Raw genomic sequence first — 18,387 nt, 5'->3', positions numbered from 1 at the left:
TCGTCTTAGCCCTTTCCAGATTTCAGTTACGCCAATCCGACTATTTCATCGTCTTCATTAATATCCACATTCAGATACCCTGGCTTGATACCCAACCCGGGCATTGTCATCACCTTACCGACCAAGGCTGTGATAAAACCGGCTCCGGCATTGATTTTTAGCTGAATGATGGGCAGTTCAAAATCAGTTGGGACCCCTTTAACCTTAGGTTCGTGGCTTATCGATAACGGAGTCTTGGCCACACACACCGCCAGATTATCCAGCCCCATGGATTTGATCTCTCGCAGTTGGCGCTTGGCGTCTTGCGACAAGGATATCCCTTTCGCGCCATACCCCGCCTCTGCGATAGTGAGCAGCTTTGACTCTATATTCTCATCGAGCTGATATAGGAATTTAAAATCAGACTCCTGCTCTGTTGCGCTGACAACGACCCCGGCCAGGGCCTCGGCGCCTTTTGCTCCCTGACTGAAACCGTCACAGACCTCACAGCCAAAAGCAGAGGTTTTTAGCACCCTGGCTTTAAGCCACTCCAGTTCCTCATCGGTATCGGTTGGAAAACGGTTAATCGCCACAACGACGGGAGCACCATATTGACTCACATTATCGATATGCCATTTCAGGTTAGCAAATCCAGCTTGTAGACGCGCCATATCTGGCTGGTTTATATCGTTTTGTGACTCGATTCCCGAATTGGCTTTCAGGGCTTTTAAGGTCACCACGACAACGGCTGCATCGGGCGTCTTACCCGATACTCGCGTCTTTATATTGCAGAACTTCTCGAATCCCATGTCTGAGCCAAAGCCACCTTCAGTCACCACGATGTCGGCAAGCTTTAAGGCTATTCTGTCGGCGATAATCGATGAGTTACCGTGAGCGATATTGGCAAAGGGGCCGGCATGGATAAGGCAAGGATCGCCCGTTAATGTCTGCATAAGCGTAGGCTCTATCGCATCCTTCATGATCACAGTCATCGCGCCGGCAACACCTAAGGTTTCAGCGGTTATCGGTTGCCCCTGAGTATCCAGGGCCAGCACGAGTTGTCCGATACGCCTGCGCATATCTTTTAAGTCCAGGCTCAAAGCCAATATTGCCATCAGCTCTGAAGCGGCGGTGATATCAAACCCTGAGTCATGTATGGGGCCGTTATTATCACCAAACCCCACGGTAATGTTTCTTAAACTGCGCTCATTATGGTCGACCACCCGGCGCCACAAGATCTTCTCTGGATCGATATTAAGGGGCGTTTGTCCCGACAGCTCACGGTACTCATCGGCCGCCATTCTGGACTCATGAAATAATCTGGCATCGATAGCCGCTGCGGCTAAGTTATGGGCACTACTCACGGCGTGAATATCACCGGTCAGATGCAGATTCAGCTCCTCCATCGGAACCACCTGAGAGTAACCGCCACCAGCAGCCCCCCCTTTAATGCCGAAAACAGGTCCCATACTGGGCTGGCGAATACAGGCACAGGCTCTCTTACCCAGGGCATTTAGCCCCTGAGTTAAGCCTATGCTGGTGACTGTTTTTCCTTCACCGAATGGCGTGGGTGTCACGGCCGTGACGATCACTAACTTCCCTTCTAAATTGTCATCGACGCGCTTAAGAATCGATAACTTTATTTTAGCTTTAGCGTCTCCGAAGGGGACAAGTTCAGATGAGGTTATGCCGAATTGTTCTGCGATTTGGGTAATGGGTCGATGCTTGGTTTGACGTGAAATCTCGATATCGGTCAGCATTCTAATGTTCCCCTTTTTTAATAATATGTAGGATAGTTTTAGGTAGAATAAAATATGCGCCCCGAATATAGGGGATCTACGACGTGAGCTAAATAGCTGACTTTGAAATGCCGTACTTATTTAAGCTTTTATGAATCTAAATCAAGAAATGTGCCTCCACTCGTTAGTGAGCAGTAATTGGCATGTAGCAAAAATGTAAAGAGTGAAAGGCGCGTTCGCGCCTTTCATCATTCAATCTGTTAAGAATTATCTGTTAAGTACTATCTGATAAAAACTAAAGGCTAAAGAAACTTAAGTTCTCCGGAGAGGTGTGGACGGCGCCCGCGGGCATCTCTCAATTCAAATGTTAAATTGTCTTCGTTAATTTCGGCTGCAAAACTCACATCGGAAGGCATGAAAACTGGTAGCTTAAAAGCCACATCCACAGTACAGGGGCGATCGCCAATCTGAGGCATCATCTGAGCAATACAGCGAGCTTTAGACCACATTCCATGCGCCAGTACTCGATCGAAGCCAAACCGTTTAGAGAGCAGTGGGTGCAGATGAATCAGGTTGTAATCACCGGAAGCCTTAGCATAACGGCGTCCGAGGTCATCAGACAAGGACCAAGCTTGGGGTGTTTCCCACGCCATGCCATTACCCTTAGGCGGGCGAACACGACGCTTGGCACCTTCGATACGATACAGGTAAGTCGATAACGACTCCCACACCAACTCGCCATCGACAAAAGCCCGAGAAACCAAATCAAATTCAAGACCGGAATCAGTCACTTGACTATCAGTTAATTCGCACTCTAAATTGAATTTTTCATCGACACTGACGGCTCTGTGCAAGGTGATGCTATTTCTCAGGTGTATCATGCCGAGTAACGGGAAAGTGATAGCCTGATGGGTAAAAATTACCGCATGCAGACGAAATGCCATCACATAGAGATAGGTCAGAGGTAATGTTTTACCATCGAAGTCAAAACCACATACTGAGGCATACTCCTCAACTTTTTCCCGAGACAGACATACGCCTGAACTACTGACTTGGATTTTCGGTAATGCTTGCTCATTCCAACCCGGCTTACGACCAAAGAAGATCTTGCGATACAAGGAGAACAGCGAAGGCATCGCCTTTAATTCAATCGAATAATCTTTTTCCACGCTTACCGAACCTTTCAAATTTCAAATCACCAAACCGATATCAAGCGGGGGATTATACCCAAACTGAGTGAGTTTGTCCTTAGTTCCGACATCTGGCTGAACCTAATCAAATAACTCAACCTGATTATCTTCCTGCTTCGTGACAATACCTTTGAGATAGACCTTCTCTTCCTTCATCATCTGAGTGATTCGATCCGGAGACATTCGTTTCAGTAACACTTTGCCGCTGTTGGGGTGAAAAAGCACTTTTCTCGGCCAGGGGCCGCCTAAGTCCTCAGTTTCTATCGGGATATCTTCCAGTGCCAGGTAATTTTTTACAAACTCAATATTTGATTGACCGACATTAAGCACCGAAGTTTTTGTCATCTGGGCGCCGCCGAAAATTTTAGCCTTTAACCGATGACGTTGACCACCCGAGGTTAAAATGCCATTAATTAGCTGCTCCATCGCTAAATTCCCATAACGACAGGAGTAACTGGTTAATTGGTGCCAATCTTCATGGAGCTCTCTTTCCGGGAGAAGGAAGTGGTTTAAACCGCCAATACCTAAGAGTGGATCCCAGATACAAGCCGCCACACAGGAACCGAGCCGGGTAAATATATATTCATCGTGTGAAGTGATATAAAAGGCGCCGGGATCGACTCTGGCGATCACTTTACTATGCTTGTTGTCCCAATTTCTGGGGATCCCCTCAAAGCCAGTTCGTGGCGGAGGTATCGCGACAGCTTGCATTCAGCCTCCCTGCTGTGAATCAAATAGAATTGAGCCCTGCCCTTATGGAGTCGGCTCGTTTCCAGAGTATAGACAGGCGGCCATTAACTTGCCCTGTTATTTACTGAAGCACTATCATTTGCACTTTTGCTTCCAACAATTTGTCGTCTCAGCGCCATGTTTTTGCATCTCAAGCACCATACTTCGGTCGCCGACAACATGCCCGGCGCCAACAGCAATGAACATAGGTTGTGGAGTGTTAGGGTCGAGCATTAGCTCTCTTATTCTTGCTGCCATGTCGATATTTCTTTGCCATAAAATTTTCTCGAGCAACTGTTTATCGTCTCCATCGGACATCTGCCCCTCCATCAACTCGGCAAGATGAAGTTCATCTCCTGTGCGCCATGAGCTAATCAGGCCATGCATATCTTCATCGGGTCCTTCTATGGCCTCTTTAACCATGCTCCATTGGGTCTTATCATCGAATGAAGCCATAAGTTGAAACTGAAACTCGGTACTTTCCAACTCCAAAACAGGTCTGCCCCTGTTCTTTGAGATCAATACCTGTTCGACTCCATATATAGCGCTGTAACCCAGCTCTTCAAATCGGGCCATTCCCAGTTGCATCGACTGCAACCAGGGGGCATAACCACTTAACGCGGCGCACTCTCTCGTCCTTCTTTGGCAATAACTATCGAGTACAGCCTGAGTCTCAATATCGATAGGGACCTGACCTACTCCGTACTTTCTGATCAGTGTGGCAATATCCGCGCTGGCAGCATCCGCTTCAACCACCAAGGACTCAGCCGAATCGAACAGAGATTCTATTTGCTCAGGCATGGGATAAAAGTTTGCCTTGCCCACATGAATCGAACCCAGCAGATAGGAGACCTTCCCCTTATATTCAATTTTATAAAATGGTGGCGTATCCAGTGGCGCCGCTTGGGCACAAGCAATCCCCATCGCCACAAACATACATACCAATGCAACTAATCGCTTCAGTTGACTTGTTGCCATCTGCTTCGCCCCTTATAATCCCGACAATTAAAATTTATGTAAATGAGAGGCTGTTATGCCACACACGCGTGTTATCGAACAACTGAAAGACAACTTACAAACAGCCTATCGTAAATCGATCGATGCCGATGGTAAGTTGGATGAATTAAAAAAAGCCGGCCACGTAAAATTTAATACCATCTTCACTCAAGAAGAGGGCTTCAGCACAAGCAGCAACCGCTTCTGCCCTTATGTTCAAGAGCTGGCCGATGAACTGGACAAGATGCCGACCGATGCAGAAAAGCTCCCCGCGGCCTTAGAAAAATTTGTCCGTAAACTTGGAGTATTGCTGCAAACCCTGCAAGCCTTTAAAGAGCAATCAAAGTAAACAGTAAGCTCCACGGCTGATTCTGTCATCTGGCCATCATTTTAGCACCAGAGTGTTCTTGCAGTTTTGGTTATGATGATAAAGATAACATCAGGTCATCGACAGAAAAAAGGCTAAATGAGCTAGAGCACCGATCGGTGCTCTAGCTCATTTAGCCTTTTTATACATTACAGAGTCGCTTAACTGCTCATTACAATTTAGGTTCGACCGTCTTTTTCAGCCAGTCAGTAAGCATTTTTGACTCGTATCTCATCGGCTTATCACTCGCGCGCCCAACCCTTTGCATAAATCCCATATCGGTCAACTTCTCATCACCAGCCATAATGACCTTGTCTCCCTCGAGAATTTTATAGCTGAAAGTGATACGTGGAGGATAGAGCTCTTCAACTAAGCGAATATCATTCATCGTGGCGCCAAAAGTAGGCCTGACATCACCGGCAAGATCGAGATCTGTCACCAGCATCTCAAGCTTTTGCTCACTCTTTAATGTTTTACTCGCCTCTTTATTCAAGTTCTTAGTCAGGGTCTCGAACGATCTTTTTTCATAGCGGGATTGAATGTCACCGACCGCCTTCACATCACGAAAGCTCTTGGGATCTTGCCACTCAATTTTTACCACCCCGTGCTCGGTCACTGGATTTTCAACAGTTTCATCTGCTGCAATCACTGCAGTGGAAGTTAATACTCCCGCAAATAATATATAGGTTAACTTCATGTGAGCCTCCTAAGGCTGAACTCGGATGTTTATAGCCAAATCTTTGCAACTGCCACCAATACCGGTATTAACAAGACATTTGCACAGGTGCTGATTTAACATACAAAACTTATCCTGAATATGGGCTTAATGCAAAGACATTAATGTCTTTGCATCTGTATAACTGCACTATTAAAAATAGACCGTAACACTCGTGATTTGTTCTCATTATAGATGGAGAAAACTGTATCAATACTTATCAAGGCCAGATAATAAGATATCAACAAGGAAGTCAGCATCTCCTCAATCACAGCCTTGCTCACTCATACTTCAACGGCTCGGAGTCGATCACTTTCTTATACCGATTGGTATCACTTAGGTATAGAATATCGACTCTTTCTATACAGGGCCGTTTCATACATGAAAAACACTCTACCCATTATCTTTGTTATTACCCTTTTCATGACCCTCGGAGCCACGCTCTATCTAATTAACCAATCCGAAGCCTCTGATGAACCGGAAACCTGGTCCTCTTTTATCTATACCCATGGCTATAACTCGGGTCGATATAAAAAGGTCGATGACTTCGAAGATTACCCCTCATGTAGAGCCTATTCACTGGAGAGATCTGTGGAGAATAATCAAGCCCCATGGGAATGCGGATTAAGATGTCGTTTTGACTCGAGCCGCCAAGGATACCAATGCGAGACGATGGAAAATGAGTAGATAAGAAGTGGTAAGCTTAAGTTCAGAATAGCTAAGCGTGTAGTCTACAGCTATTTTAATGACGAGTAATAACCGCTGTCCCACTATCAATTCAGCAAATGTTCAAGTTTCCAATGTTAATATTCCGCTTCCATATTTCGGAGGGTATCCCTCATTATGTGTATAGGAATAACACTATGACATTTAGCATAAAAAACACCTTACTTATCAGCCTCTTTACCTTTCCGTTTGTGATGGGTGTGAATGCAAGCGAACTTATAAGTATCGACGAGAGCGCAACATCTGCCGATGAAATACTGGAGCAATATGAATCTCTCGCAGAAGATATGAGCGCAGACAGGCAGTTAGAGGCTATTGAGAATCAACTCAAAGATGAAGAGCTCGACCTGTTACAGCCTATCTGCAGAGAATACAGAGTCGACCTGAATACGGGTGACGAAGTCTGTGTAGAGCAATAATCGATAACGCTTAAACAGACAGAGGCAATCTGGCCTCTGTTTTTTACTTATGGTAAGTGAAGTCTGCCATTATCCTAGAACACCCTCTTACCCCCTATCCTCAAGCATCATAAAGCTATGGATTCTGAAACAAGTTCAGAAAGACGGCTAAGACTCAAGCTCATGAATCATCGAATATAATAATCCCATGGATTCTGAAATAAGTTCAGAATGACGACTAAGACTCAAGCGTTCAAAACTGCTCGCAAAGAACCATTCGCGGCTAAAGCCGCTCCTACACTGGTTCATATCTAACTCCAGCAACAATTAGAACTTCAAACCCCAAGTATTCCGAGTTCAAACTGCTCACTTTTCATTCAGCTCTGGTACATCTTTTACCGGGTAATATACGCATTAATTAATACAGACTAACTCCCTTAGGATGACACCTCTTACTCCTCTTTATTGAAAGTACCGGACAGAGAGCAAACGGTTCCTTTATGGTCACAACTTCACATTTGGAGAAAATTTATGAGCCACTCAATCACTCGAACCAAGGTCATGTTCTCAGGCAAGGTAGCATTATTGGCTGCTGTTTTAATCGCAACCGCATTTGCCGGACAAGCGACGGCAGATGAGTTGACGCCCACAGAGCAGGCAGCAGTGACCCAACACTTTGAAATTCTGGCCACACAACAACATGAATCTGAAAACTCTTTAATCGAGAGTCAGCAGCATGAATTTGATGTCGAATTGTCGACGGCTGAGGAGCAGTTTATGGATAAAACCTGTGATGATAATGGTCTGCAATATGATAGTGATGCTGAGGTCTGTTACGAATAACATTCAGTTAAAATCGAATCGAACAAAAAGCGAGGCGGTCCTCGCTTTTTGTCTATCTAATACCAATCAACATTAGACTCTAAAACGGAAATGCCCCACTCAATTGAGGATAAGTCGCTTTGAGTTGTTTCTTCTTGGTCGAGAACTTCTTCCCCTGGGGAGTGGCCATTCCCGAAGGTACGAAAGGCAATTCCCCATCCGTCCTATCTTCAAATATCTGTCCGGCGATTAAGTCGTACTCATCTAAAAATGGATAGGCATAACCATCCTTTTCCGGCCATTGCATAAGCTGGCCAAGGTCATCCGGATTAACAACGACTTTGTCATACCAGTCTTTACCTAATGAGATAAGGAAACAGCGGAACTCTGCAAAGGCATACTCAGAGTCACACCCGGTAATGATATAGGCAGCCCCCCATACCGACCAGGAGTATGACCGACGCATCTGTTGTCCAAAGAATTTATCAAACTCAACAAGCTGCTCATCATTAAGCAGCTCAAGTTTCCCCTTTAAATTCTCGGCCAAGCTGATCTGGTCTTGATCCGGTGTCATTCTCGTAACTAGTTGCCAAAATTCTGTTTCGGTCATAAAACTCTCACTTTGTTTTCCTCCCGCTATTCTAATCTATATCAGTTTGATTTTGACTCTTAAGTCTGATTTTTTTACACTCGCCGGTCATTAACTCTACTAAAGAGACGCTCAATGAAAAAACCAACTCCTGCACTCTCCATCATAATGTTGCTGTACGCCCTACTTGCTATTGTCGCACTGTGGCGAGCGGTGAGCATTCAAGCCATAGATCTGTTTTCATTAGGCGTCATCCCCGTGCTCCTTGGCTTAGCAATGAGAACAAGTTGGGCTGGCATCGCATTTAAAGTCTATCTTTTCATTCAGACATTAGGCTTGGCCGCGCTTGCCGGAACCGCCATCATCGCTTATCAGATAACACCTGATGAAGTGAAAGTTGTACTCAATAACCAAGAGATCCCGGTACCATTGATCGCAGTCTCAGGCCTGCTCCTTTTGGCCTTTCAGTTTTGGGTCGCCTTTTCTAATACGACAAAAGCATATCTGGTCCGTGACGCTGCAGAATAAAGACGGGCAGAGCCGATGAGAACGGTTGGAGACTTATTGCTAAGATGTTGTCTTTAGGTTAGTTTAGCCGCCACATACTAATAATAAGAATCGAGACTATGAGCGCATTATTGCCTAGTGAACTTTCAATACTTCTTGTCGAGCCTTCCGATACTCAGAGAAAAATTATCTGTAGCAGGCTAACCCATGAAGGCATCTGCAATATTCAAACTGCAACGAGTCTGACTGAAGCCCAAACCATCATTAGTCGCCATCATCCGGATCTGGTTGCCAGTGCCATGCATTTCGAAGATGGCACAGCATTAGATCTGCTTAAACAATTAAAAGAGACCGATGAATACAGAGAGATTCAATTTATGTTGGTCTCCAGTGAATGTCGCCGTGAACAGCTAGAGGTTTATAGACAGTCTGGCGTGGTATCCATTCTTCCTAAGCCATTCTCATCCGAACACTTAGGCAAAGCCCTCAATGCCACCATCGATCTCTTAAGCCAGGATGAGCTAGATCTCAGTCACTTCGATGTACATAGCCTTAGAGTCCTGGTTGTCGATGACAGTAAGATGGCTCGAAAGATCATCAGACGAACAATTTCAAATTTAGGCCTTCAGTTGATCACCGAAGCAGTAGATGGGGCTGAAGCCATCGAAATAATGAAATTGAATATGTTTGACTTAGTGATCACAGATTACAATATGCCCAGTGTCGATGGCTTAGCCTTGACCCAATTTATTCGTAACCATAGTCAGCAATCTCATATCCCCATCCTTATGGTGTCGTCTGAGGCCAATGACGCCCATCTCAGCAATGTTTCTCAGGCAGGCGTCAATGCCCTTTGCGATAAACCATTTGAACCTCAAATCGTTAAGCAGATCCTCTATCAACTGCTGGATGAGTAAGCTTACAATCGTGATTTAAAGTCAGTCATCTCCCCATAATTTCAGGGAAAGCCTATTGAACCTCTAGCCAGAATGCTGGTTCATTAGGCCAACAGATGTAATTTGATCTATTTTTAGACAAATATTGACCTCAAAGGGCAATTCTGAGCGCTAAAGCTCTTTTAATATGGCATAGCTTATGGCATGTTAGGTGCAGCAATTGCTAAGTATTTAATGTGATTGGTATAATTAAATCTACGGAAAGAAGAGACTATTCAAATGAATAAGACAGAACTTGTTGCAAAAATAGCTGAGAATGCGGAACTGACTAAAGCAGAAGCTGCACGCGCACTAAAATCTTTTGAAGAGACTGTTACCGAAGCGATGAAAAATGGTGATAAGATCTCTATCGTTGGTTTTGGTTCTTTTGAAACTTCTAATCGCGCTGCACGCACTGGTCGTAACCCACAAACGGGTAAAGAGATCCAAATTCCAGCAGCAACCGTTCCAAAATTTAAAGCCGGTAAGACTCTGAAAGATAGCGTTAACTAATCACGCTTTTTCATTGTTTATGAATAAAAACCTCCAATAGGAGGTTTTTTTGTATCCGTTTTTCGAAACAACAAGCTCCCGCCGCTATTGTTATATTTTGCACTACTCGAGTGCATCTCCTGCTCCAATAATAACCACTAGCCATGTAACTTCAGGATTCAAAAACGTAAGCATTTGATATTGCCTGCAATAAACTATGGCACAAGATTAGCAATCCTTTCTCAGTCAGTAATAACAAAAATGAACTGGCTCATCAATGAAAGGGAATGAATATGAAACAAGCACTCAGAACAACCTCTATACTGGCCTCAGGCCTATTAATGACCTTTTGCGCTAATGCAAGTGTCACTGCAAATATTGGTGCCAGCTCTAACTACCTCTGGCGAGGAGTCACTCAGACTCAAGACGCTGTCGCCGTTCAAGGGGGTATCGATTACGAACATGATAGCGGAGTCTATCTGGGCACATGGGCTTCGAATGTGGATTTTGGTGATGATACAAGCTATGAAATTGATTTTTATGGGGGTTATGCAGGTTCTATAGGTGAAGACTTTGGCTACGATGTCAGTTATCTCTATTATGCCTACCCCGACAGCGGCGCTAGTGTAGACTTCGGAGAGATCACTGCGGCATTAAGTTGGAAGTGGTTCTCGGTAAGTTACTCCCAGATAGTCAATGCCGACAGTGATGTGGCTTCAGACCCGCTGGATGAAAAAGACCTCTCCTATATCCAGGCTGGTTTTTCATTCCCTTTCTCGGACACATTAAGCTTAGATCTGCATTACGGATACTCATCCGGTGATGTCACTACAGCCTGGTTTGATGTCGACAACTACGCCGATTATTCACTGTCGCTCAATAAAGAGACCGATATTGGAACCGTCTCCTTTATGGTGAGTGATACCGATCTGGAGCAAGACGATCCGAAAGTGATTTTGGGATACAGCTATAGTTTCGATCTATAGCTTGGATCTATAACTTTAAATGAGTTACCACAAGCATTTGGCATAGCGTTTTGCGGTTATTTGAAAAACATCTTAAGGGAATGCCAGAATTTCAATTTGTGATCTCAAGCTGGATGCGCAATCACTAAAATAGCGATCGCGCATCTACAAATCAACTGTAACAAGCTGATATTACCTAATAATTTATTTGCGTCGGTTATAAAAAAGTCAAAAAATCATTTTTTTACTCTTCTACAGATAATGTTAAATCGATCTCACTTTTCCTCACAATAGCCTGATATCTTTCTCATCAGCGCTTACTAATGTTTCCGACTCACCCGAGTTAACGTCTTAAGCTATAGCGCTTTTTTATGTTCTTTACAGTAACTTTCCGACACCCATATCGGTGTCATTTCTTAATCGATGGCAACTATTAAAATGCCATCAATATTTCACAAGAGAGGAGTTGGTTATGGCTCAGATTATTGACCTTGTGCCCAACGATGCAGAGATAGAAGCGATGACGGCCCCAAAAAATCAACAGGCCGCCGATGATCTACAACACAGACGTGAAGTAAAAAAACGCTTGGAAGAGCGACTGGCAGCAGCTGCACTTCAGCGAGCAATAGGCAGAGACTTTTACTAATCTCCTGGCAACGACTTGAGTCCAGGTTTCTCCCCCTGGATTCAAGCTTATCTATATTCACAGCCAATCAAACGTTACATCGTAGCGAAGTAAACTCCCCCTCCCGTTTCAAGCTGAAACACATTTCTAACCAGAGCAGTTGATTAACACAATTATTCTTGATTAACAGATGATTAATCTTACTATTTCTGTCTAACTTGCTTAATCCATTGTATGGCATAGAGCAGCAAATAGAGTACTGTGACAATGAGCGCTGCATAGAGGAATGTCGGAACAAACCAGCTCGAAGCGGTGTCAAAAACAAAATTCCAATTGGTACCATTTTGATCGTGAAAAACTCCCCCCGGATTTTCGACCCATTCCCATACAAGAATAATCATCGTCACCAAAACGGAGACAATACCCCCTATCAATAAGCCCAACGAACAAAAGTTATATTTCATATCAGATAGCTTCAATTGAACAGCTCCATTTTAAAAGGGGAATGCAATGCGAAAATTCAACCGCGACTACTCCGGGTAACCCGTGATATCCCTGATCTTAGAATATAGCGGTTGCAGCTTCTTATAGATATTGAGATAGACCTCACCATAGAGTCGCTGATACATCTTATAATGCTCATCGTCGGGCTCGAAGCGTTTTCCCTGATGCACCATGGCCTTAATTGCACTGTCGAAATCAGGATGCAAGCCAAGTCCTACCGCGGCATCGATGGCGGCGCCCAGTCCCGAAGTCTCTACCGTGTGAGCCCTGACCGTGGTTAATCCGAATACATCGGCGGCGATCTGCATGGCCGCATCACTCTGCGCCCCACCACCGGATACCCTAAGCTCTTTTATCTTGCAGCCACTGCGCTTTTCGATGGCTTCCAGCCCCTCTTTAAGACCGAACGCCAGCCCCTCCAATATCGCCCGATACAGGTGAGCGCGGGTATGAATATCACCAAAGCCTATCACCGCGCCCTTAGCTTCGGGACCAGGTTGCTTTACACCGGGGCCCCAATAGGGTTGAAGCATCAAGCCCATGGAGCCGGGAGGTACGGTATTGACCAACTCATCGAACAGCGCTTCCGCCTCTATTCCCGCCTCATCCGCTTTTGCCTTCTCTATATGCGCAAACTGCTCCTTAAACCAGCTCACCATCCAGAACCCCCGATATAACATCACCTCACTACAGTAGGAACCGGCAATGGCCGACGGATAGGGAGGAAGAAAGCGCACCGCCTCAACATAACGCTTCATGGTGACATTGATGGTCGCGGTAGTACCAAAACTCAGACAACCCACATCTGAGTGTTGACCGCCCGAGCCTAAGACCTCACATGCCTTGTCTGCTGCGGCGGCGATCACCGGCAAGCCTTCGGGGATCCCGGTCAATGCACTCGCCTGGGCCGTGATCTCACCGATCCGATCGCCGGGATCGACCAGCGGCAGCAGCTGATCCTCTCTCACATTAAGCGCTCGCCACTTCCAATCCCACTTCTTTGCCCACCTGTGCTTCTTGTAGTCAAATGGAAGGTAACCCACTTGCGAGCCCGATGAGTCGACCCACTCGCCGGTCAATCTGTGGTGAAAAAAGCCCGACAGGAAGGTAAATTTATAGGCCTTCTCCCATAGATCTCGCCTGGCCTGGTAGAGCCAATTAGGCTGTGCCCGGCTGCGGAAGGTGTTGATGGTTTCACTAAGTCCCATCACTTTAAACAGAGGATCCCAGATCCCTCCCAGGTTTTTCTCGGGTTCGGCTTTACGCTGATCGAGCCATAGTATGGCGTCATGCAATGGGTTGCCTTCGCTGTCCAGTGGCAGCATGGTGCCACGCTGTGTGGTTACAGACATGCCTTTGATTCTTGTCTTATCGATCCCTTGAGCCCAGAGTGATTGGCAAGCCTGACATAATTTATCCCAGTAATATTCGCCACTTTGCTCACACCAACCGGACTGAGGTGACACATAGGGAATGAGCTTCACTTGAGATTTGGCGACCAATTGTCCCTGTAGATCGAAGATCAGCGCCCGGACACTCTGAGTGCCATTATCGATTGCCAGTAGGTAGCCGTTATCTTTTTCATTCATCATAGACTGTCTGTACTTAGTAAGTTATCTGCTCTTAATTGGCTGTCGGCATTTGACTGGCTGTCGGCTCTTAACTGGCTGTCGGCACTTGCCGACTTATCTTTGTTTGGCAGAGAATAGTATTTCGAGAAAATCTGCTCAAACCTGAGCCACTCCCGCTCAGCCATCGACTCAGACCAGTGTAGTGACTGGCAACACAGAGCGAGAATTTGCTCGCGATACTTGATGATGCCACCTCCTAACAATAACCCCAAACGTGTACGTCGAAGCAAGAGGTCGTCGAGATGTACAACACTCTCATGAGTCAGAGACCACTCCAACTCCCGCCACTGGCAGCGGCTTATACCAATCTGCTGCTTGTTTTTCATCTCAGAAATGCTTGTCGCAAAATGGCCAAAGTAGCCGATGATTCGCTTATCGGCATAACCCGTAGCAGGCTGACTAAACTTAGCCTGTTTTATACCCTTCATCATAGCGGGAAATTGAGTCTTGATACTCTCAAGTACCTCTTCAGCCATCAGGTGAAACCCGGTTAGCTTGCCTCCGGTGACCGAGATAAGGCCGGGTTTCGACCAGATAACATGTTCACGGGATTCCTTGGAGGGGGCGGTATCGGTAGATGAACTCAATATAGGCCTGATGCCACTCCAGCAACTGATCACATCTGACTCGCCAATCTCTTTATCAGGGAAATAGCTCCGGGTCAGCTGCAGCAGATAGTCCACTTCGGTTCGGGTTATTCCCGGTTCATTTTCGATCCCTTGATCATGATCCAGATCGGTTGTGCCGATCACGGTACAGCCCTGCCATGGATAGATATAGACGGGACGCTTATCGATGGGATGAAAGAAGGTAATGCATGCAGACACAGGGAGTAGCTCGAAAGGCAGTACCAGATGACTGCCTCTCAAGGGCCTGAGCAGCCCCTTCTCGAGTGGATGAAGCTGTGATGCCCAGCTGCCGGTCGCATTGATGACGCACTTGGCGCCTATCTTATGCTTTCCCTCATCCAATTCCAGTTCGATCCCCGAGATACCGTTTTCTGACTCGATAAGTCCGGTCACTTTAGCGTAATTAAGCGCCTGGCCCCCGGCGAGAACCCCATCCTGAAGTAGACGCAGCACTAAGCGGGCATCATCGGTGACCCCATCGGCAAACAGACTCACTCCGGTTACCCCATCAAACGAGAGTTCAGTCAGCCAGGCTTGGGCCTTCTCGAGCGTGAGGGGCTTATGGTAATCACATCCCGCGAGTTTATCGTAGATTGACAGTACCCGCTTAAACAGCGCCGCCGAGGGGAAGTCCCCCTGTCGGTGCAGCATCATATAGGGCATCAATTCGACCAATCCGGGCAGTTCGGCAAGCAGCGCCTCCCTCTGTCTGGCCGTATCCCGCGTCATTCGCCATTGGCCAGCAGCCAGATAACGTAACCCACCATGAACCATCTTAGATGAACGACTCGATGTGCCCCATGCAAAATCCTGCTGTTCGACCAGCAGCACCTTTAGCCCTTGGCTCGCAGCCAGATGAAATATCCCCGCCCCAGTGATCCCGCCACCGATCACGACAAGATCGTATTCACAGGCTAGCTCACCAGTTTTTGCACCGGCGATCGCCTCACGGGCGCGAGTCGACGCCTGAGTCAGGGTATTCATTGCTCTTTCTCTGTGTGAACAGTCTCTACACGATCGGTCTGCTCCGCCTTAAATAACTTACCAGGATTCAATTGTTTATCCGGATCAAAGTAGTCAAAACAGGTCTCCAAGGACGCCATCACATGCTTGCCTTTTTCCCTGGCTAGATAGGGCGCATGATCGCTGCCGACACCATGTTGATGACTAATGGTGCCATTATTTTCCACGATCAAGGTCGATGTCGTTGTCTTGAGTTTTTGCCAGCGACGATAGGTTTCATCATAACTATCCGCGACGGGAAAGAGGTAAGTTGTATAGATACTGGCACCATCGCCATAGAGGTGAGACAGATGTGAGAACACATGTACCTTAGAGCCAAACTCCGCTAACCCATCTCGCAGACTATGCTCTATCTTTTGCGTCATTGATTCGATATTCGACCAGTTCGTTGCAGTCTCCAACGTATCGATGGCATAACCCATCTGCCACAAGGTCTCCCTCAGATAAGGGAAGGTAAATCGCTTATGAGCCCACTTCTTGCCCAGGCGTTGCCCGGTATTAACGCCTCTGAAGCGACGTAAAACCTGCTTGAGTCGCTTATAGCTTTGCCTGTTGGCCTCTCTGTCTCCCGTGACGCCGTAGACCAGCATACATTTTCCTTCTCCGACCCCCTTAAGTGAGAGCAGACGATTCAACCAGCTTCGCTGGGTCTGAGTCGCAGAGAGAAACAGCTGAGTATGAGTCTCTTCACTATTGCTCACTCTTAACATAGACAGGGGCAACTTCTGTTGAATGATCTCCCGGGCACAGTCGATTCCACTCTGCCAATCTGGCATGAAAGCGACACCAAAAAATTCCTCTTCGGCGACGCGAGTGACTCTCACCTTAGCTTCGGTCAGGATCCCCAGATGTCCTTCCGATCCCAGTACCAATTGACGCCAGTCCGGCCCTGCCGATGATGCCGGCAGCGTGGGAATATCCACCGTGCCATTGAAGGTTTCTATCTCTCCACCCGCAAATAGATTTTCGATACGACCATAACCCAAAGATTGCTGCCCACTGGAGCGGGTTACCACCCAGCCGCCCAATGTAGAAAGCTCGAACGATTGTGGAAAATGACCCAGCGTATAGCCATGTGCCTGCAGTTGAGCCTCAAGGAAAGGCCCCTTGACCCCGGCGCCGAAGGTGGCAATCTGATCGACTCTGTCCAGCTCGAGGAGCCGATTCATCTTAGTCAGAGAGACGGTAATAACGGGTTTATCTGACGGGCATGGCGTGATGTGGCCCACGACCGATGTGCCACCGCCATAGGGAATAAGCTGCCAGCCATTCGCTTTAGCCTCTGCCATCAAGATGCGAATATCTTCACCGGATACAGGAAACGCGACGGCATCGGGAAAGACGCCAAACTCGCCACTCTTCATGGCCAGCCAATCGGGGAGGCTCTGCCCTCGGGCATGGCGTAACCTGGTCTCTGCGTCGGTCGAATATAGCTCGCTGTCATTGAGTCTGGAATCGGGAACCTTGGCAATCACCCGCGCCAGTGTCGATACTCCCAGAGGCTTAGCCTGGCCCAGTTTTTCACAGATGAAAGCTGCACCATCTTGTGAAAGCTCCATCCGTTTCTCTCTGGCGCCCCAACCATTCCAGTTTCGATTATCTTCCTGTGATCTGTTCATATTTCGCCGTTCCGGTTGCATCTACATTAGTTTATCCTACAATGTCACCAGGGTTTGTCAGTGACAAATATGGACAAATGTGAATGGGTTGTATAATGAAGAGACAAGCAAGCCGCTCGCTGGGGTCGACTTCAATTCCGCCGGTGCAGCAATTTTTGCAGGCGGGCAGACACTGTAAGATTGACGTTTCTTCCGCATTAGAGCACGCCGGCATTGCACTGTCTGAACTCTATAAGATCGATGGCAGGCTCAGTGGAGAGCAGTTCCAGCGTCTGCTCCACTATCTTATTGACCAGTCCAAACATCCTCTGTTTGGTCTCTATAGCGCCCGATTTATTCAGCCTGATCGCTTCTATATCTTAGGCCAGATAGGTCTTAACTCGACGGATCTGTCTCAGGCTCTGAAGGAAGCCATGCCATTAGAGAAGTTGGTCGGAGACATGGGGGTCACCGAAATAAGGGAGCATAGCGACGGTATCAAAATGGTCTGGCACTGCCAGTATAGCCACCCCCTTGTGATCTCACACCTTATCGATAATGTGCTCGCCTCCTGGGTCAACTTCGCCCGATTTCTGCTTGAAGATAATCAGGCAGCGCCAAGAGCGATCCAACTTCAAAGAGATAAGCCCTCCCCAGCCGAAGTACAACAATATGAACAGCTTTTCGGCTGCCCGGTGCACTTCGCTCAGAGTGATAACGCTATAGTCATAGACAAGTCACTACTGGGGCGTCGACTTCCCGGTGGAAATCTGAAGCGACTGAGTCAATTAACCATCAGCGCCAACTTAAGATTGAATAATATTGGTGATGCCGACGATCTCGAGTTAAAAACCGCCAGAGTGATCCGCCAACTCCTGCCCCAGGGGAAAATTCAGCGGGAACAAGTTAGCGGCCATCTGCATATGGCCGGTCGAAGTCTGCAAAGACACTTAATTAAACAGGGGAGCAGTTATCAGGCGTTATTGGATCAGATCCGCCATGAGATGGCTGATTACTGGCTCACCTGCAGTGAGCTCTCTATGGATGAGATAGCACTGCAATTGGGCTTCAGTGATGCCAGAGTCTTCTTTCGGGCCTACAAAACCTGGACCGGGCACACGCCTGGGCTAACGAGAACAAAGGCATCGGACGGAGCGAGAAGTTGAGGAACGAGGAATAGAGGAATAGAGGAATAGAGGAATAGAGGAATAGAGGAATAGAGGAACGA

At 46.9% G+C, this 18,387-nt stretch carries 19 protein-coding genes; 10 read left to right on the top strand and 9 right to left on the bottom strand.

Annotation, left to right across the window (positions count from 1 at the left end; translation table 11 throughout):
* Positions 1-26 precede the first annotated feature (26 nt).
* The 4 genes from EKG38_RS00950 to EKG38_RS00935 all read right to left on the bottom strand — a co-directional run bounded on the left by EKG38_RS00950 (position 27) and on the right by EKG38_RS00935 (position 4,615).
* Positions 27-1,739 carry a formate--tetrahydrofolate ligase gene (locus EKG38_RS00950; protein ID WP_126517837.1) on the bottom strand — a complete coding sequence of 571 codons (1,713 nt, stop codon included), beginning with the start codon at positions 1,737-1,739 and terminating at the stop codon, positions 27-29.
* A gap of 281 nt (positions 1,740-2,020) precedes the next feature.
* Positions 2,021-2,854 (bottom strand): MaoC family dehydratase, encoded by an 834-nt coding sequence (locus EKG38_RS00945; protein ID WP_126518721.1) that lies wholly within the window; start codon positions 2,852-2,854, stop codon positions 2,021-2,023.
* A gap of 135 nt (positions 2,855-2,989) precedes the next feature.
* Entirely contained in the window at positions 2,990-3,619 is a 630-nt protein-coding gene (locus tag EKG38_RS00940; protein ID WP_126517835.1) for a chemoreceptor glutamine deamidase CheD, read from the bottom strand.
* A 114-nt stretch (positions 3,620-3,733) separates the two neighbouring features.
* On the bottom strand, positions 3,734-4,615 hold the full coding sequence (locus EKG38_RS00935) for a TraB/GumN family protein (RefSeq protein WP_126517833.1): 882 nt from the start codon (positions 4,613-4,615) through the stop codon (positions 3,734-3,736).
* A 55-nt stretch (positions 4,616-4,670) separates the two neighbouring features.
* Here EKG38_RS00935 and EKG38_RS00930 point away from each other — a divergent pair, with 55 nt between their 5' ends.
* Positions 4,671-4,982, top strand: coding sequence for a prephenate dehydrogenase (locus EKG38_RS00930; protein ID WP_126517831.1), 312 nt, complete (start codon positions 4,671-4,673; stop codon positions 4,980-4,982).
* Positions 4,983-5,172: 190 nt separating this feature from the next.
* Here the strand turns inward: EKG38_RS00930 and EKG38_RS00925 are convergent, their stop codons facing one another.
* Positions 5,173-5,697 (bottom strand): DUF3016 domain-containing protein, encoded by a 525-nt coding sequence (locus EKG38_RS00925; RefSeq protein WP_126517829.1) that lies wholly within the window; start codon positions 5,695-5,697, stop codon positions 5,173-5,175.
* A 399-nt stretch (positions 5,698-6,096) separates the two neighbouring features.
* Here EKG38_RS00925 and EKG38_RS00920 point away from each other — a divergent pair, with 399 nt between their 5' ends.
* From EKG38_RS00920 to EKG38_RS00910, 3 genes are all read left to right on the top strand, one after another.
* Entirely contained in the window at positions 6,097-6,402 is a 306-nt protein-coding gene (locus EKG38_RS00920; RefSeq protein WP_126517827.1) for a hypothetical protein, read from the top strand.
* 176 nt (positions 6,403-6,578) lie between these two features.
* Complete coding sequence (locus EKG38_RS00915) at positions 6,579-6,860, top strand: hypothetical protein (protein ID WP_126517825.1); 282 nt, start codon at positions 6,579-6,581, stop codon at positions 6,858-6,860.
* 510 nt (positions 6,861-7,370) lie between these two features.
* On the top strand, positions 7,371-7,682 hold the full coding sequence (locus tag EKG38_RS00910; RefSeq protein ID WP_126517823.1) for a hypothetical protein: 312 nt from the start codon (positions 7,371-7,373) through the stop codon (positions 7,680-7,682).
* 79 nt (positions 7,683-7,761) lie between these two features.
* Here EKG38_RS00910 and EKG38_RS00905 read toward each other — a convergent pair whose 3' ends face one another.
* Entirely contained in the window at positions 7,762-8,271 is a 510-nt protein-coding gene (locus EKG38_RS00905) for a DUF4240 domain-containing protein (RefSeq protein WP_126517821.1), read from the bottom strand.
* 114 nt (positions 8,272-8,385) lie between these two features.
* On the opposite strand from EKG38_RS00905, the gene EKG38_RS00900 reads away from it, so the two are divergent.
* From EKG38_RS00900 to EKG38_RS24845, 5 genes are all read left to right on the top strand, one after another.
* Positions 8,386-8,778, top strand: a complete 393-nt coding sequence (locus EKG38_RS00900) for a hypothetical protein (RefSeq protein WP_126517819.1) — start codon at positions 8,386-8,388, stop codon at positions 8,776-8,778.
* A gap of 98 nt (positions 8,779-8,876) precedes the next feature.
* The gene (locus EKG38_RS00895; RefSeq protein ID WP_126517817.1) at positions 8,877-9,674 is read left to right on the top strand and encodes a response regulator; all 798 of its coding nucleotides are present in this window, start codon (positions 8,877-8,879) and stop codon (positions 9,672-9,674) included.
* 258 nt (positions 9,675-9,932) lie between these two features.
* Positions 9,933-10,205, top strand: coding sequence for a non-specific DNA-binding protein Hbs (gene hbs / locus EKG38_RS00890; protein ID WP_012140949.1), 273 nt, complete (start codon positions 9,933-9,935; stop codon positions 10,203-10,205).
* 272 nt (positions 10,206-10,477) lie between these two features.
* Entirely contained in the window at positions 10,478-11,170 is a 693-nt protein-coding gene (locus EKG38_RS00885) for a TorF family putative porin (RefSeq protein WP_126517815.1), read from the top strand.
* A 451-nt stretch (positions 11,171-11,621) separates the two neighbouring features.
* Positions 11,622-11,795 (top strand): hypothetical protein, encoded by a 174-nt coding sequence (locus EKG38_RS24845; RefSeq protein WP_185826744.1) that lies wholly within the window; start codon positions 11,622-11,624, stop codon positions 11,793-11,795.
* A gap of 509 nt (positions 11,796-12,304) precedes the next feature.
* Here the strand turns inward: EKG38_RS24845 and EKG38_RS00875 are convergent.
* The 3 genes from EKG38_RS00875 to EKG38_RS00865 are packed head-to-tail and all read right to left on the bottom strand — an operon-like array spanning position 12,305 to position 17,180.
* Complete coding sequence (locus EKG38_RS00875) at positions 12,305-13,870, bottom strand: FGGY-family carbohydrate kinase (protein ID WP_126517811.1); 1,566 nt, start codon at positions 13,868-13,870, stop codon at positions 12,305-12,307.
* Positions 13,867-15,522, bottom strand: a complete 1,656-nt coding sequence (locus tag EKG38_RS00870; protein ID WP_126517809.1) for a glycerol-3-phosphate dehydrogenase/oxidase — start codon at positions 15,520-15,522, stop codon at positions 13,867-13,869. Before EKG38_RS00870 ends, EKG38_RS00875 begins: the two co-directional genes overlap by 4 nt.
* Positions 15,519-17,180, bottom strand: coding sequence for an FAD-binding oxidoreductase (locus tag EKG38_RS00865; protein WP_185826743.1), 1,662 nt, complete (start codon positions 17,178-17,180; stop codon positions 15,519-15,521). Before EKG38_RS00865 ends, EKG38_RS00870 begins: the two co-directional genes overlap by 4 nt.
* A gap of 95 nt (positions 17,181-17,275) precedes the next feature.
* Here EKG38_RS00865 and EKG38_RS00860 point away from each other — a divergent pair, with 95 nt between their 5' ends.
* Entirely contained in the window at positions 17,276-18,325 is a 1,050-nt protein-coding gene (locus EKG38_RS00860; protein WP_126517805.1) for an AraC family transcriptional regulator, read from the top strand.
* Positions 18,326-18,387: the final 62 nt, after the last annotated feature.

The organism is Shewanella canadensis, assembly GCF_003966225.1.
Taxonomy (GTDB): Bacteria; Pseudomonadota; Gammaproteobacteria; order Enterobacterales; family Shewanellaceae; genus Shewanella; species Shewanella canadensis.
Note: the sequence above shows the minus strand (reverse complement) of the source record. Positions and strands in the feature narration are given on the sequence as shown.

Excerpts from the sequence above, each read along its gene's own strand:
- EKG38_RS00950 (WP_126517837.1), bottom strand. The coding sequence starts at position 1,739 with ATGCTGACCGATATCGAGATTTCACGTCAAACCAAGCATCGACCCATT.
- EKG38_RS00945 (WP_126518721.1), bottom strand. The coding sequence starts at position 2,854 with ATGCCTTCGCTGTTCTCCTTGTATCGCAAGATCTTCTTTGGTCGTAAG.
- EKG38_RS00940 (WP_126517835.1), bottom strand. The coding sequence starts at position 3,619 with ATGCAAGCTGTCGCGATACCTCCGCCACGAACTGGCTTTGAGGGGATC.
- EKG38_RS00935 (WP_126517833.1), bottom strand. The coding sequence starts at position 4,615 with ATGGCAACAAGTCAACTGAAGCGATTAGTTGCATTGGTATGTATGTTT.
- EKG38_RS00930 (WP_126517831.1), top strand. The coding sequence starts at position 4,671 with ATGCCACACACGCGTGTTATCGAACAACTGAAAGACAACTTACAAACA.
- EKG38_RS00925 (WP_126517829.1), bottom strand. The coding sequence starts at position 5,697 with ATGAAGTTAACCTATATATTATTTGCGGGAGTATTAACTTCCACTGCA.
- EKG38_RS00920 (WP_126517827.1), top strand. The coding sequence starts at position 6,097 with ATGAAAAACACTCTACCCATTATCTTTGTTATTACCCTTTTCATGACC.
- EKG38_RS00915 (WP_126517825.1), top strand. The coding sequence starts at position 6,579 with ATGACATTTAGCATAAAAAACACCTTACTTATCAGCCTCTTTACCTTT.
- EKG38_RS00910 (WP_126517823.1), top strand. The coding sequence starts at position 7,371 with ATGAGCCACTCAATCACTCGAACCAAGGTCATGTTCTCAGGCAAGGTA.
- EKG38_RS00905 (WP_126517821.1), bottom strand. The coding sequence starts at position 8,271 with ATGACCGAAACAGAATTTTGGCAACTAGTTACGAGAATGACACCGGAT.
- EKG38_RS00900 (WP_126517819.1), top strand. The coding sequence starts at position 8,386 with ATGAAAAAACCAACTCCTGCACTCTCCATCATAATGTTGCTGTACGCC.
- EKG38_RS00895 (WP_126517817.1), top strand. The coding sequence starts at position 8,877 with ATGAGCGCATTATTGCCTAGTGAACTTTCAATACTTCTTGTCGAGCCT.
- hbs (WP_012140949.1), top strand. The coding sequence starts at position 9,933 with ATGAATAAGACAGAACTTGTTGCAAAAATAGCTGAGAATGCGGAACTG.
- EKG38_RS00885 (WP_126517815.1), top strand. The coding sequence starts at position 10,478 with ATGAAACAAGCACTCAGAACAACCTCTATACTGGCCTCAGGCCTATTA.
- EKG38_RS24845 (WP_185826744.1), top strand. The coding sequence starts at position 11,622 with ATGGCTCAGATTATTGACCTTGTGCCCAACGATGCAGAGATAGAAGCG.
- EKG38_RS00875 (WP_126517811.1), bottom strand. The coding sequence starts at position 13,870 with ATGATGAATGAAAAAGATAACGGCTACCTACTGGCAATCGATAATGGC.
- EKG38_RS00870 (WP_126517809.1), bottom strand. The coding sequence starts at position 15,522 with ATGAATACCCTGACTCAGGCGTCGACTCGCGCCCGTGAGGCGATCGCC.
- EKG38_RS00865 (WP_185826743.1), bottom strand. The coding sequence starts at position 17,180 with ATGAACAGATCACAGGAAGATAATCGAAACTGGAATGGTTGGGGCGCC.
- EKG38_RS00860 (WP_126517805.1), top strand. The coding sequence starts at position 17,276 with ATGAAGAGACAAGCAAGCCGCTCGCTGGGGTCGACTTCAATTCCGCCG.